Source organism: Flavobacterium caseinilyticum (assembly GCF_004349085.1).
Taxonomy (GTDB): Bacteria; Bacteroidota; Bacteroidia; order Flavobacteriales; family Flavobacteriaceae; genus Flavobacterium; species Flavobacterium caseinilyticum.
In genome coordinates this window covers 154,927-170,304 of record NZ_SMFM01000002.1, presented here as the reverse complement: position 1 = coordinate 170,304, position 15,378 = coordinate 154,927, and the positions used below count along the sequence as shown (strand labels likewise).

Genomic DNA, 15,378 nt, shown 5'->3' with positions numbered 1-15,378 from the left:
CTTAAACAAATAAACAATTAACCAGCTAACCAATCCCGGTTTAATCAAATTAGAAAAAGAAAATATGAATATCATACTAAAGCATAATGGATAATAAACAAAAAATAGCATTTATCACAGGTGTAACAGGACAAGATGGAGCATACTTGAGTGAATTTTTACTAAAAAAAGGATATATTGTACATGGGTTAAAAAGACGTTCGTCTTTGTTTAATACCGATAGAATCGATCATTTATATCAAGATCCGCATGTTAATAACCGTAATTTCTTTTTGCATTATGGTGATATGACGGACAGTACTAACTTAATTCGTTTGATTAAAGAAATTCAGCCCGACGAAATTTACAATCTTGCGGCGATGAGCCATGTGGCGGTTTCTTTTGAAACGCCGGAATATACCGGAAATGCGGACGGATTAGGAACTTTACGTATTTTGGATGCGGTTCGTTTATTGGGATTGGAAAAAAAAACCCGTATTTATCAAGCCTCCACTTCGGAGCTATACGGCAAGGTGCAGGAAGTACCACAGTCAGAAACGACGCCGTTTTACCCTCGTTCGCCGTACGCAGTAGCAAAAATGTATGCGTTTTGGATTACGGTAAACTATAGAGAAGCCTATGGAATGTATGCCTGCAACGGTATTTTATTCAATCATGAATCACCTATTCGCGGCGAAACTTTTGTAACACGTAAAATTACCAGAGCCGTTTCCAGAATTGCTTTAGGATTGCAGGACAAATTCTACTTAGGTAATTTAGATGCCAAACGAGATTGGGGTCACGCCAAAGATTATGTTCGTATGATGTGGATGATATTACAGGCAGAAGAAGCTGAAGATTGGGTTATTGCCACAGGTAAAACCACAGCGGTACGCGATTTTGTTAGGATGAGTTTTGCTGAAGTAGGCGTTGAATTGGATTTTAAAGGAGAGGGAGTTGATGAAAAAGGGTATGTTAAAGCCTGTAATAACCCAGAATTTCAACTGGAAATTGGAAAAGAAGTACTGTGTGTTGACCCTAAATATTTCAGACCTACCGAAGTCGATTTATTAATTGGTGATCCTACTAAAGCACGCACTAAATTAGGCTGGGAATGCAAATATGATTTGCCGGCATTGATCAAAGACATGATGCAAAGTGACATAAAACTGATGCAGAAAGATCAATATTTGAAAGATGGAGGATATAATACTTTAAATTATTTTGAATAGTTAACTTTTAATATCGACAGGATTAAATAGTTATCAAGAAAATAAATTTTTTAAAAACAGTATGGTCAAACCAAAAATTTACTTCTGCACTTTTTCAGATTCAAGATTACAGCCTACATTAAAAAGAATTGAAAATGAAGCTAAATCTTCTAATTTTTTTGATGATATTTTTATTTTTAATGAATTTTCTCTTAATAAAGAATTTAAAAATAAATTTAAAGATGTACTTAATTACAATAGTAGGGGATATGGTTGTTATATTTGGAAGGTCTCCATAATACAAGATGTGCTGTCTAAGCTTAAAGAAAATGATATCCTCTTATATACAGATGCAGGCTGTAGTATTAACAGTAACGGGTTTAACAAATTTCAAGATTATATCAATTTAGTAAATGAATCTGAGTTGGGCATCTTGGCAGTTTCTCTTGAAGACAATTTACTTGAGAGTAAGTATACAAAAGGAGATTTATTTGATTACCTGCAGGTACGAGATAATGAAGCGATTTACAATACCCCGCAAATACAGTCTGGACTTATTTTAATAAAAAAAAATAAAAATGCTGAAGTTCTTTTTAACGAATGGCAAAATGTTATTAATTCAAGTTTTAATTTAATAAATGATGAAGTATCCATTTCATCAAATTTTCCCGATTTTATTGCCCATCGACATGATCAAAGTATTTTTTCAATATTATTTAAAATGCATAAAGGGGTAACAATTCCTTTGAGTGAAGTATGGGTTAAACAAAATGAAGATCTTCACTTATTAAAAGACAGCCCAATTTGGTGTATGCGAAACAAAAATAAAAAGGTATTTGGTCTAAAATATCTTATGGTCAATTGGATAAATGACACCTTAATATTTAAAAAAAGGATGTAAAGACATGGTTTTTAGATCCATGGGTACTATGGGCTTAAAAAGTGAAATTATAATTATGTATTATAAATTTACATCTAATATTTTTTTGTACTACTAAAATTCATCAGTTTGATAATAATTAATCTACTTTAGAGAGAATGTTTTGGAATTATTTAGAGTGGACGAATGCTTTTTTTATTCAGTTTTTTGCAATTATTGTTGCTGTTATCGTTGGTAAGAAAAATGAAATCAAAAATCATGATATATTCCTGGCGATCTCATTAGTTAGTCCCGTGGCGATATTTACTGTGTCAGCGGGTGTTGCAGGTGCTATTTTTTTAAGCGATTTAGCAGCAATCTATTTATTGTTCCGTGAAAATAATCCGATAAAAAAAATCAAAGTGGTGGTTCTAGCTTTTTTTTTATATTTAGCCTGGCCACTTATTTCAACTTTTTTAGCTGTTCTATATGCACCTTTTTCTACTGAGATAATAGATTTTGACAGCAAAATTTTAATTATTCAGTTGGTACGTTATTTTCTTTATTTTATTCTTTTGGCTAAATTAGTTTCTAAACCTTTTACTGATACTACTTACATACTAAAATTGTTTAAGGTGCAGTCGATAATGCTTTTTTTTATTTTCACCGCAATTCTATTAGGATATTTAGGATTAATTAAGGTCGACGCTTGGAATGAATTGGCCGATATTGATTTAAGTGACAGTGATTTAGGTAAAGGGGGTATGTACCTTTATCGAGGAGGTGTGGGGACATTGGCAACAATATCCATTCCCATTGTATATTATTGTTTTTTTTCTGCAAAAGGATTTTATAAATATCTTATGATTTTTTTAATCTTTATAATTATTACAGCAACACTATTTTCAGGTTCACGTCAGGGAATAACTCTTTCTTTTTTATCTTTATTGCTATCTCTGCTGCTCTTTAAACAGTTTAAAAAAGCCATTCAAATCTCAGTTATTGGTTTTGTATTCTCTTTATTTGTTTTGCAAAACGATTCTATCAGCAAGACCTCTGATTGGGTTATTAATCGTTATGAAATTTTATTAAATGATAATATTAATTTTGGAGATGAAGTGAAAGAAAGGAATTGGGCAATTGATAATGCTGAAAAGCAAAAAAAAGATTTATTTCATGAAATTAATGGATATGGACTTGGAGGGGGTATAATTCCAACAGAATCTGATTATTATAATTCCTATTCTTATTTTGGAGCTATTGGTTCAATTATTTATTATTTTTTTATTCTTTATTGTGCTTTTAAAATTTACAGGAACTGGAAAAATGCATATGACCGTAGTATTAAAAATATATTTTTGATTTCTTTAATTATTGCATTAATAATGCCTCTTTATGGCTTTCAACAGTGGTACATTATGACTTTTGGCTCACATAATGCGATGAACATTTATTTAATATTATTCATTCTTACTCTGGCATTACGAAATTTGAAGTCGCCACTTAGAAATAGTAAAATTTCAATCAATTGATCCCATATTTAAAAAAAATAATTCAACATCCTTTTTTTACCAATTCTTTATGGGCGATAGCAGGATCTTTTATTTCAAAAGGAATCAATTTTGCTTCAATAGCTTGGATTGCCCGTATTTTAGGGCCTGAAATGTTTGGGGAATATAACGTAATACAAACTACTGTCGGGATGTTTGGCACCTTTTCTGGATTAGGTCTGGGACTGGCAGCTACAAAATTGATTGCCGAATTTAGAGACAGGGATATTATAAAAGTTGGGCGAATAATTAGTACACTGTATTTACTATCCTTTTTAATAAGTTTTGTAGTTGCAATTATTTTTTTTAGTATCGCTGGATTGATTTCAAACAATTTGCTGAACAATGACAAGCTTACCTTGCTATTACAAATTACATCAGTAATTGTAATTTTTGACGCAATAGCCGGAGTGCAAAATGGTGTTCTTTCCGGTTTTGAGGCATTTAAGGAAATTACTTTTATTGGTATTATTGTTGGGATATTCAGTGCTCCATTGTTGGTTTTTGGTACTATCTATTATGGTCTCACTGGGCTTACGGTTATGTTACTTGTGTCAAGAATCATTAATGTTGTTGCGAATAGAGTTTATCTCAATAAAAAATTTAAAACTCATGAAGTACGAGTAAGGCCGCAAATAAATAAAGATGTTCTGAAAAGTATTTTTGACATAGGAATTCCATCCTTCCTAAGCGGATTGTCAACAAGTCCTGTTAGTTGGATTACAACATCGATATTTGTGAATCAGCCATTAGGATACCAGTCTTTGGGAACTTATAATACTGCAAATCAACTTCGGACACTGGTGCTTCTTTTACCTGATAGCGCTGGAAAAGTGACCATGCCACAATTAGCTAATGCGTTTGGCAATGAAGATATTAAAAAATTTAAAAAGATAGTTGTGATTACTTTTGTATGGAATCTAGTTTTATCAGTTTTGCCCGCTGTGATCTTATTTTTTTTTGGAGGTCTTTTTCAAAACTTTTTTGGAGATAAATTTAATTTAAGTAGTTCCTTGATAGCTGCTGTATTGGCCACAGGAATTTTAGTTGCCCTTACAAATGCGGTTGGCTATATATTTATTTGTTCCAATTTAATTTGGTATGATTTTATTTTACGAATATTTTGGGGTATAGCACTTATAATTTTGATCCTTCTTTATGGAAGACACAATGGAGCAATCGGATATGCCATTTCTATACTCGGAGCTTCAATTGTACATATGATTGCTCAGGGAATTGTTTTGTTGATAAAGTTTAAATACAAGCCTAATAAATGAAAAATATTATTTATATAAATATCATAACGCCCTTTAACGATGAAACTTTTATGAGACAACTGTCCGCTTCTTTGGAGAAGGAAGGTTTTTTGTTTTTTGAAAATAGTTTGCAAGATCGCGTTTGGGATATGGTAATTGTTTACGAAGGTTTAAAAACGGAATTAAAGATAAAATGCAAACAAGGGGGGATTTTGTTTATTTCCGGGGAACCACCTTATAGTATGACGTATTCGACTTATTTTCTAAAGCAATTTGATCATCTGATTTCATCTCATCCCAATTTAAAGCACAAGAACAATCATTTAATTCAGCAGGCACTGCCTTGGCATATTGGTATTGGTCATAAAACAAAATGTGTGAATTATGATTATAATGATTTAATTGATATGCCATTGCCTAAAAAAAATAAGAAAATATCTATAATTACCTCAAATAAATTAATAATGCCCGGGCATAAGCAGCGCATGAAATTTTTAAATAGTATACAAACTACCTTTCAAAATGAAATAGATGTATTTGGCCACGGTATTAATCCAATTGATGATAAAGCTTCTGCTTTACTGGATTATCAATTCAATATCTGTGTTGAAAATTCGTCTATAAATGATTATTGGACTGAAAAGATTGCGGATCCATTTTTAGGTTACTGTATTCCCATTTATCATGGATCCAAAAATATAAGTAAATACTTTGATGAGGATTCTCTGATTAAAATTGACATTAATAATATTGAAGCTTCACTAAAAACTATCGAGAATGTCTTGTTGAAATCAGATAAATTATATTTAGAAAAATTTGAGTATTTGATCGCCTCCAGAAATAAAATTTTATTAGAATATAATTTATTTAACGCACTTAAAAGTTTTTATATCGATACTATCAATAATCATCTTTTACCTTCTGAGACTTTTATTTTAAGACCAGTCTATGATTATAAAGATCAGAAAATAAAAATGAATTTTTTAAGAGGAAAACGATTTTTAAAAAGGTATATATAAGACACGGTACTTAAAAAAGTATAAATTATTCTAGTATTTGTTCACTGCAGTTTTTTTAAGAAAACAGCGTTTGAAAATTATTTGTAGAAAAATTAGATAAAATAAAATAATGACTCAATATTTCATAATACTTTGTAAAAATAAAAATTGATTTATGATAACAGTTCGCCTGTCCAGTGGTTTGGGAAACCAACTCTTTCAATATTTTTTTGCGCAATATCTTAAGGAAAAGTACGATCAGGAAGTACAATTTGATTCAAATGGCTTTAAATTTGATGATTCCCGAGAAATAGAAATTACTATTTTAGAATCTAATTTTAATACAGTTAATGAAGCAAGACTGTTTACAAATTATTTAGGAGTTGCTCACAGGATAAAACTTTTTTTCTTTAAAATTAGTCGTCGTACTAAATATATAAATGATAAAGTAGTATTTAATAAAACAGCACTGGATAAGGCTAAAGATTATTATTTTGACGGCTACTGGCAAACGGACTATTATGTTTCTAAAATAAAAAACAGAGATTTTTTTTTGGATACAGTAGATAAAATGCCTGTATTGATCGAAAATTATATTTCAGAAATTGAAAAAAGTAATTCAGTCGCTTTGCATATCAGACGTGGAGACTATTTTTCGCCGCTGTACATGGACAGGTATGCGGTTTGCAATGTTAACTATTATTTAAAGGCTGTAAATTATATTCAAACTAACGTTGAAGACCCTGTCTTTTTCGTGTTTTCAGATGATTTGGATTGGGTTAGAAATAATCTAAAGCTACCAAAGGGTACGATATTTGTTAAAAACGAAAAAATAAATAGTTTTTGGTATGTTTTTTTAATGTCGAAAGCGAAACATAACATTATTTCAAACAGTACATTCAGTTGGTGGGGAGCATATTTGAATAACAATACAAATAAGATCGTAATCTCGCCAGATAGATGGATGTTAGATTCCGATAAAACTATTGCATTAAGTGAATGGATCAAAATTTCAGTACTGAACGAATGAAAAAACTATCTTTAATCATTCCGGTATACAATGTAGAAAAATACGTTGCTAAATGTATTCAATCCTGCATTGATCAAAATCTGAATAAAACCGATTATGAAATCATTATTATTAATGATGGGTCTACCGATAATAGTTTCGAAATAGTAAAGGCTATTGCCGCAGGCCATGAAAATATAACTGTTTTTTCTCAAACCAACGCCGGATTAAGTGTAGTACGTAATAGAGGTTTAGAATTAGCTCAAGGTGAATATATTTGGTTTATTGATTCCGATGATTGGATTGAAACAAATTGTCTGCAGAGTATTACAGAAAAATTGACTGATATTGATGTTCTAGCTATGGGATATGTTAATGCCTACGACGATACTTCAAAAAATAAAAAGATTTTTCCAACTTCAGCTGTAACAAATTCAGGTATTGATTTACTTCACAATTCGTATATTGTTCCAGCACAGTTTTATATTTATAAAAAGGAATTTTTATCAGAAAACAATCTTTTTTTTGAACCCGGAATTTTTCATGAGGATTTTGAGTTTATTCCAAGGATGCTATATTTTGCTAAAAAATTAGTGGTTTATAACAAACAATTTTATTTTTTTTACAAACGGCCAGATTCGATAACTGCAAGTATTAATCCGAAAAAATCTTTTGATTATATCAAGATTGCTTTAAATCTTATTGCATTTGAGAAAAAAAATGTAAAAAAAACGGAAAAGTATATTTTTCATAATGTGATTTGGTTGGCATTAACTAATGCGTTACACAATTCACTGGTAATGGATGGAGTTACCAGGGTTAAGCTGAACAAAGAATTCTATTTTAATAAATGGATGTTTAAATATTTAGACTCAGGTACTATTTTAAAATATCGAATAGAAAGAATTTTGTTTGTTATTTTTCCTAAACATTCAGTTTTTATTTATCGATTGTTAAAACGATTTGTAAAATGAAGCAGAGTTGTTTAAACAGGATTGAAAGTTCCATTTTCAATTACGACGCAATATTTTTGATGCTCATTAAAAAAAAATTATGAAAATTTTATATATTTCTGACAATATATATCACCATATGATTCCTCTAGCCAATGCATTAGTATCTCAGGTTGGAATTGATAATTTTAAATATGCAATACTTGAACCTGCGGAAAAATTTAGAGTTAATATGGGATTTAATGCTGAGGATGAGGATCAGCCTTGGGCAATTAAAGTATACGAAAACGAGGAAAACAGCATTGAATTTGAAAAATGGTTTGATCAGGCTGATGTCGTTCTGTTCAGTAATAGGACTTTCTTTGAAAAGGCCAGTCAACGAGTAAAAAACAATAAATTGACATTCTACTTTTCAGAACGATGGTGGAAACCGAAGATCGGAAGATGGAGATTGCTATTTCCAAAATATATTAAATACGCACTGGAAATCAGGAAATTATCAAAAAATCCTAATTTTCATTATTTAGCACAGGGAGGTCATGCAGCGAACGATATTCTGTTCATTTCTAAATTTAAGGAAAGAATATGGAATTTTGGATATTTTACAGCTGTTACATCAACAACATTAATGTCAAGACCTACCAGCACTATCTCTATTTTATGGTGTGGGAGAATGCTGCCTTGGAAAAGAGTAGATGTATTAATAAGAGCTTTTAGCGAGGTAATTAAAAAACATCCTGATTGTCACTTGACATTAGTGGGCGATGGAGAAGAAAAAGAAAAATTGCAAATTTTAGCCAAAGAGATTTTACCACAAGAAATGTACAGTATTGTACCTTCTCAAAAAATTGAAGTTATAAGAGAAATGATGGGAAGTTCTGATATCTATGTGCTGCCAAGCAGCGGATATGAGGGGTGGGGAGCAGTTGTCAATGAGGCAATGTCTGAAGCTTGTGCGGTTATTGCTTCCGTAGATTCAGGTGCTGGTAAAGCTATTATCGAAGATGGTGTAAATGGATTTGTGTTTAAATCCGGTGACTGGAAAGCATTGAGTAAAATAATACATCAATTAATTGTTGATGAAAAACTAAGAACGCAAATTCAATTTAAGGGTCAAAAATGCATAAAAGAAATTTGGTCTCCGCAAGAAGCCGCAAAACGATTTGTCAAAATTTGTGATATTATTTTAAATAGAAAAGAGAGAATTAAGTTCGATAGTGGACCTTTTAATAAAAATTTCAAATAGAAAATAAACGATAGATTATAAACATATTTCTGTTTATCCGGTTGTGTGTAATTTGTTTTTGATTATAATTTTTCGTCAGTCAAGTGATTTTCAAATTAAAATTGTAACGAGAATAAGAAATATTTGATTAAAAAATGGTTTTCAATACATTTTTTGTTCTGCTTTATTTCACAAAAAAAGTACTGTGGCTGTTTTAAATAATAACATTTAAAGGAATTAAGTTAGTATCGTCGAAAAAGAGAATGTTCAATCTTGAAATAATTAATTATTGATTAATAGAGTAATCAGATTAATTGCAGAAATGTATTTTAATTTAAACAGTATATTATTGATTAAAAATGAAAACTTTTAATAAAATCGGTCTTATATACAATTTTGCACAGCATTATAGAACTGCTATATTTACGCTTTTAGATAAAGAATTGGAAGTCGATTTTTATTTTGGTAACAAGATGGACGGTATTAAAAAAATGGATTACACCCTTCTTTCAAATTTTAAACGTGAACTTACAAACGTTAAATTATTTTCGACGATTTATTGGCAAAGAGGAGCCGTTTCTCTTTTTTTTAAGAATTACACTCAATATGTGATTTTGGGAGAATATTATTGCCTTTCAACATGGTGTATGTTGTTGTTAAGTAAATTTTCTAATAAAAAAATTTACTTGTGGACTCATGGTTGGTATGGAAATGAAAGTTTTATAAAAAAAGTAGTTAAGAAAGTATTTTTTAATTTGAGTGATGGTTTATTTTTGTATGGAGATTATGCAAAAAAACTGATGATTAAAGAGGGTTTTAGAGCAGAAAATCTTCATGTGATATACAATTCATTAAATTATAGTAATCAGCTCTCAGTTAGAGAAAAATTGCATAAAACTGATATTTATTCCAATTATTTTAAAAACGATTATCCGATATTGATTTTTATTGGTAGATTAAGTAGAGGGAAAAAATTAGAACAGTTGATAAATGCCTTTAAGTATTTAAAGGAAGATGGAATTTTAATCAATTTGGTCTTTGTCGGAACTGGGACTGAAGATGAAAGACTGAGAGAAAAAACGAAAAGCATGAATAATAGTGTTTGGTTTTATGGCTCCTGCTATGATGAAGAAAAAATTGGTGAGTTAATTTATAATGCAGCAATTTGTATTTCACCGGGAAATGTTGGACTTACCGCAATGCATTCATTAGTATACGGAACACCAGTAATAACACATTCTGATTTTTCAAGTCAGATGCCCGAATTTGAAGCGATAAATGAAAATGTTTCGGGAACTTTTTTTATTAAAGACAACGAAACTGATTTAGCAAACAAAATTAAAGCTTGGTTTTCTGAATCAAAGGAGAGAGAAAAAACGCGGCTCGACTGTTTTCAAATCATTGACGAAAAATATAATCCTCGTTTTCAACTGGAAGTAATTAAAAGAGTTTTAACAAATGATTAAATATAAAATAAGAGAATTATTTAGGTTAACGAGAATGTCATTTCTTCGATGGAAACTGAATCTAAAATATGTTCACAAAACCTTTTATATGGGTCGTGGTTGTTCTATATCTTCAGATTTAATTGCAGGAGCTTTTTCTTATATTGGACCTAGATCTTTAATTTATCCAAAAGTTAGTATTGGTAATTATACAATGTTGGCTAATGATGTATCTATCGTAGGTGGGGATCACGTTTATGATATGGCAGGTCGACCAATAATATTTTCAGGTCGTGCCAAATTGAATTCAACTGTAATTGGTAAAGATGTTTGGGTAGGAGCTTTTGTCAAAATTGCGACAGGTGTAAAAATTGGAAATGGAGCAATAATAGCTTTAGGTTCTGTAGTGACAAAAGATGTTGAAGCTTATTCGGTTTATGGAGGTATTCCTGCAAAGAAAATAAAAGACAGATTTCAAAATGATCAGGACCGAATTAAGCACGAGGAAATGTTAAACAAAACATATCAAGATGCCGGATTCGATTTTAAGTTATTGCCCCGGAAAATGGAGAATACAAAAATAGATGTATCGTAATTACGCAGTGCGCTGAGCTAAAAACCTCATGATGACAGTATGGTCTCGATAATTATATGAAAGCCTTTAAAATTTTCAAAATATCATGGATGTTCGACTTTTTACATTCTTATGTAGTTTCCAAATCTGTAAATTTATACGCTGGTTCTTATTGGACATATTAGCCGCTGTCGTTTACAAATTATAGCATAATAACGATGGTTACCACAAGATGGGGCAGTAGTTTTGTGTAGTAAGAAGCAGTACCAAAAAGTTTAACTTTATACAGTCGCTGTGACAGCGCCACAATATGCTTAAAAAACAGATTTTTTTAAAATAAAAATATGAGAATAGATTTTAATAATTTAAGTAAAATTCCAGTAACTGTAATTGTTCCGGTTAAGAATGAGGAAAAAAATTTACCGGAATGCCTAGGGAGATTAAAGGATTTTTCAGAAGTTATTGTGGTTGATTCTAAAAGTACAGACAGGACTCCTGAAATTGTAAAAGATTTTGGTTTTCAATTCGTACAATTTGATTGGAATGGTAAATTTCCTAAAAAAAGAAATTGGGTGCTGCGTAATGTAGAAATGAGAAATGAATGGGTTTTATTTTTGGACGCTGATGAGTTTGTTACCAAAGATTTTCTTGAAGAGTTGAGAAATAAAATAATAGCTGATGAGTATTCAGGTTTTACTATAATGTATGAAAATTATTTTATGAAAAAGAAATTAAATTATGGCGATAAAATGAAAAAAATGCCTCTTTTTAAGGTAGGTAGTGGAGAATACGAGCAAATAAAGGAGGGCTCTTGGAGTCATTTAGATATGGAAATTCATGAACATCCAATAATATCTGGAAAAATTGGTTTTATCAAAAGTCCCATAATACATAATGATTATAAAGGTCTTGAGCATTATATAGCAAGACACAATGCTTATTCTTCATGGGAAGCTAATCGATATGTAAGTTTGAATAGCAGTAATTATGGATTGCTTACGTCTCGTCAGAAGTTAAAATATAAACTAATGAAAATAGGACTTCTACCGATCGTATATTTTATAGCAACTTATTTTTTTAAATTCGGCTTTCTCGATGGGAAAGAAGGATTTTATTTTGCAAAATATAAATCACAGTACTTTTTTCAGATAAAAACAAAAATAATTGAGTTACAGTCGTAAAGTGGATTTTATAAGTGTGGTCAATCTAATAAATGCTAACGAGTTTTCAATGCATGGACTGGCAAAATCAATAATTGATTTGAGAAACCAAATCTAATTTTATTTTATGCCTCTTCTATGGGATAATCTTAAGTAAAGACAACTTAATCATACGTTGGCTCAAGAAAAAATATAAAAGTGAAAATAGGATTCAATTAGGAGACAGTTCGATAAACACAATAGGTTACCTTAAATATGTTTTAAGGAAAACATATTTTTTTTTAATTTAAATACAAATTTTTGAGAATATCCATCATTACCGTATGTTACAATAGTGCCGCCACTCTTGAAAAGACAATTCTTTCCGTTGCTGGTCAAACCTATAAAAACATTGAATTTATCATCGTTGATGGTCTTTCCAAAGATGATACGATATCGATAATTCAAAAGCATCAGGATAAAATTTCTAATTGGATTTCAGAGTCCGATAGAGGCCTATACGATGCCATGAATAAAGGTATTGCTATGGCTACAGGTGATATAATTGGAATTCTGAATGCAGATGATACATTCTATTCAGATAATGTTATCACAGAAGTTGCCGCTTTTCATTCAAAAAACAAAACGGATGCATCCATAGGTACAGTAGTGCAACACAACAAAGAAGGCAAAGTTATTCGCACTTATTCATCAAAATTTTGGAATCCGGATAAACTTAGAATTGGATTTATGCCGCCACATCCTTCAATTTTCTTCAAAAAGGAACTATTTGATAAATTCGGAGTTTACGAACTTGGATTTACGATAGGTGCAGATTATGAACTTATCACTCGTTTTTTTCTCAAAAAAAAAATAAGTTGGAAATATTCAGGTATAACGACCACCGCAATGTTAGTTGGAGGATTGAGCAGTTCGGGAGCTACTTCTTACATGCTTATTACAAAAGAAATTCAAAAAGCATTAGCAATGAACGGCATCGCTTTTTTACCATTTAAAATAAAAATGCGGTTCTTTTGGAAAATAATTGGTTTTCTAAAAAAATAATTAAAAACAGCTTTATTAATGTTTTGTTAAGATCCTAATCTACTGGTTGATCCGGCTAAAATAAAAGTTATAATACGGAAACTTTGTAGACAGTATCAAAAAGTTGATTACTATAATAAAAGGAGAAATGGTTTTTTTCGGCCCGCGACCAGCCTTGTATAATCAGGAGGACCTTATGGCATTGCGTGTCGCAGATAATGTGCATACACTAAAACCGGGTATTAGCGGTTGGGCACAAGTCAACGGCAGAGATGAAATTTCAATCGAGGAAAAAGTGGCGTATGAAGTGGAATACTTAAAAAGAAAATCTTTTCTGTTTGACTTGAAAATTTGCATCCTCATTTTTACAAAAGTTGTCGGACGTCATGACGTAAAACACTAATTTCATTTCTGTGGGAATAATTTATTGGTGGCGACAGCTTTGAAATAAATAAACGCTCAATCGCGTGATTGTTAAAATATAGGGATTCCACTTTTTAAATAAAGTGGAATCCTTTTTTTTATGGATATTGACGCCAGTGTTGTGGCTCATACGCAATTTTTAGGGTAAAAGGGTATTTTCAAATATGATAGTAGAGTCAATATAATATTTCACATTAGCAATGGAAATACCGTTGTCATTTTTAAATCCTTCTTCTTTTTTAGGTCAATTAGGAAAGATTTGTAAGATATAAATTCCATATCTCTGGGATTTATTTGCAACACGAAATTTATTTTTCCCAATAAATGCTCCAGGTAATTCCTATGGTTAATTTCTTTGTATTCAAGATGTTCCTCAAAACCAAATTTCTTAATATAATAAAGCGCTTGTCGCAAATCGTTGCGTTTATGAAACACAACTTGGGGCTTTTCATTGACAATTATTCCGGTCACCTCCTGGCGTGAATTGGGTGTCATCAATTTTGTTTTGTTTCCATTGATGCGAAAATTTTGTCTTTCAATAATTTCAGTGACATGTTTTAGCAATTCATTTTCATCAAAATCTCCTGAAAAGGTAAGGTCATCCGCATATCTGGTATATCTTATTTTTCGTTGCATACAAAAATTGGAAATAGCGGCATCAGCTTCCTTAAAAATTAAATTAGAAAGATAAGGACTCGTGCAGGCACCTTGTGGCAAAGCACCGTTACAACTACACAATCGGGTTAAAAGTCTTGACATCATTTTTGAATAGCCCAACTGTAGAAAAACTTTTTGTATGGAGTCATATTTGATCGATGGAAAGAAATTTTCTACATCCAAAGTAAAAACTTTCGGTTGCTTTTTATGGAATTTCAGATTTTCTAGAATACTTACGGTGGGTTTATACGCTTTTGCAAAAGCACTGACTGGTACTTTATAAAGGATGTTTCTGAGAATCCAAAGTTGTATTTCTTTCAAGCTGGGCAGCGGTTCAGAAATAAGTCGTTTTGATCCGTTTTTTTTTGTAATGTGAAAGTTGCGATAAAAATAGTTAGGATATAATGCTGCTTTCTGCAAGTATTCCTTTTTGTAACCCACAAGCAACGCGAATTGTGATGGATTGTAAAGTACTGGGACCCCATGAGAGAATAAAACTTCAGCGTATTCCAAACAGCGTTGGATATTTTTTGGAGAATATCCAAGTTTTGAAGCTTCTCGTGTGAAAACACAGGTGTAGTGCGGAAAATCCATTGCTTTTAAAGTCATTAATGGGGTAGGGACTATTTTGTCCCTATCCCCAATTAAGAATACAGGTTTAAAAGTTCGGAGCTCTGCGGAGAATCTTTTAAACCTGGTGCTTGAAAGAACATTCAATTACAGAGCAGTGACTCACGGCTCCGATTCTAACGTAAACAAATTTATTTCTAGAAAATGGGTTAGAAGAATAATTCATCCTGATTTGGAATAAATAGTGTTTTTTTATCCAGTTTTGGAATTTTACGCTCTATGTCCTTCCGAATCCAATCCTCTTTCTTTTTAGCTTTTATTTTGTGGGTTTCCATTATTTTAAAGTATTGATTTGTATTTTATAAGTATCACATTATAAGTGTTTTGACAAACTAAAAACCATCATAAAGTTAATTAAAAATATTTTATTATCAATATTATTGAACTATTTTTTTTTAACTTAAATTCCAATTCGTTGAAACTTTT

14 protein-coding genes and 1 pseudogene are annotated in these 15,378 nt (G+C 31.1%); 13 read left to right on the top strand and 2 right to left on the bottom strand.

What is annotated here, in order from left to right:
- The first annotated feature begins 86 nt into the window (after nucleotides 1-86).
- The 13 genes and pseudogenes from gmd to E0F89_RS05140 all read left to right on the top strand — a co-directional run bounded on the left by gmd (nucleotide 87) and on the right by E0F89_RS05140 (nucleotide 13,645).
- A complete protein-coding gene (gene gmd / locus E0F89_RS05200) occupies nucleotides 87-1,211 on the top strand; it encodes a GDP-mannose 4,6-dehydratase (RefSeq protein ID WP_131908793.1) in 1,125 nt (374 codons plus the stop codon).
- Between the two features lie 61 nt (nucleotides 1,212-1,272).
- Nucleotides 1,273-2,091 carry a hypothetical protein gene (locus E0F89_RS05195; protein ID WP_131908792.1) on the top strand — a complete coding sequence of 273 codons (819 nt, stop codon included), beginning with the start codon at nucleotides 1,273-1,275 and terminating at the stop codon, nucleotides 2,089-2,091.
- A gap of 137 nt (nucleotides 2,092-2,228) precedes the next feature.
- The gene (locus tag E0F89_RS05190) at nucleotides 2,229-3,581 is read left to right on the top strand and encodes a hypothetical protein (protein WP_131908791.1); all 1,353 of its coding nucleotides are present in this window, start codon (nucleotides 2,229-2,231) and stop codon (nucleotides 3,579-3,581) included.
- Nucleotides 3,578-4,876, top strand: coding sequence for an oligosaccharide flippase family protein (locus E0F89_RS05185; protein WP_131908790.1), 1,299 nt, complete (start codon nucleotides 3,578-3,580; stop codon nucleotides 4,874-4,876). Before E0F89_RS05190 ends, E0F89_RS05185 begins: the two co-directional genes overlap by 4 nt.
- On the top strand, nucleotides 4,873-5,874 hold the full coding sequence (locus E0F89_RS05180) for a glycosyltransferase family 10 domain-containing protein (protein WP_131908789.1): 1,002 nt from the start codon (nucleotides 4,873-4,875) through the stop codon (nucleotides 5,872-5,874). The genes E0F89_RS05185 and E0F89_RS05180 overlap by 4 nt, the downstream gene beginning before the upstream one ends.
- 154 nt (nucleotides 5,875-6,028) lie before the next feature.
- On the top strand, nucleotides 6,029-6,883 hold the full coding sequence (locus E0F89_RS05175) for an alpha-1,2-fucosyltransferase (protein ID WP_131908788.1): 855 nt from the start codon (nucleotides 6,029-6,031) through the stop codon (nucleotides 6,881-6,883).
- On the top strand, nucleotides 6,880-7,836 hold the full coding sequence (locus E0F89_RS05170) for a glycosyltransferase (RefSeq protein ID WP_165929981.1): 957 nt from the start codon (nucleotides 6,880-6,882) through the stop codon (nucleotides 7,834-7,836). Before E0F89_RS05175 ends, E0F89_RS05170 begins: the two co-directional genes overlap by 4 nt.
- A 79-nt stretch (nucleotides 7,837-7,915) precedes the next feature.
- A complete protein-coding gene (locus tag E0F89_RS05165) occupies nucleotides 7,916-9,061 on the top strand; it encodes a glycosyltransferase family 4 protein (RefSeq protein WP_131908786.1) in 1,146 nt (381 codons plus the stop codon).
- 338 nt (nucleotides 9,062-9,399) lie between these two features.
- Nucleotides 9,400-10,506, top strand: coding sequence for a glycosyltransferase (locus tag E0F89_RS05160; protein ID WP_131908785.1), 1,107 nt, complete (start codon nucleotides 9,400-9,402; stop codon nucleotides 10,504-10,506).
- Nucleotides 10,507-10,795: 289 nt separating this feature from the next.
- Nucleotides 10,796-10,960, top strand: a pseudogene (locus tag E0F89_RS17525) (antibiotic acetyltransferase); the annotation flags it as partial.
- Nucleotides 10,961-11,403: 443 nt separating this feature from the next.
- Nucleotides 11,404-12,240: a glycosyltransferase family 2 protein gene (locus E0F89_RS05150; RefSeq protein ID WP_131908784.1), complete on the top strand. Its 837-nt coding sequence runs from the start codon at nucleotides 11,404-11,406 to the stop codon at nucleotides 12,238-12,240.
- A 279-nt stretch (nucleotides 12,241-12,519) separates the two neighbouring features.
- Nucleotides 12,520-13,263 (top strand): glycosyltransferase family 2 protein, encoded by a 744-nt coding sequence (locus E0F89_RS05145; RefSeq protein ID WP_131908783.1) that lies wholly within the window; start codon nucleotides 12,520-12,522, stop codon nucleotides 13,261-13,263.
- A 94-nt stretch (nucleotides 13,264-13,357) separates the two neighbouring features.
- Nucleotides 13,358-13,645, top strand: coding sequence for a sugar transferase (locus tag E0F89_RS05140; RefSeq protein WP_262709525.1), 288 nt, complete (start codon nucleotides 13,358-13,360; stop codon nucleotides 13,643-13,645).
- 209 nt (nucleotides 13,646-13,854) lie between these two features.
- On the opposite strand, the gene E0F89_RS05135 is transcribed toward E0F89_RS05140, so the two are convergent.
- Nucleotides 13,855-14,916: a reverse transcriptase domain-containing protein gene (locus E0F89_RS05135; RefSeq protein ID WP_131908781.1), complete on the bottom strand. Its 1,062-nt coding sequence runs from the start codon at nucleotides 14,914-14,916 to the stop codon at nucleotides 13,855-13,857.
- Nucleotides 14,917-15,101: 185 nt separating this feature from the next.
- Complete coding sequence (locus E0F89_RS17430; RefSeq protein ID WP_262709515.1) at nucleotides 15,102-15,227, bottom strand: hypothetical protein; 126 nt, start codon at nucleotides 15,225-15,227, stop codon at nucleotides 15,102-15,104.
- Nucleotides 15,228-15,378: the final 151 nt, after the last annotated feature.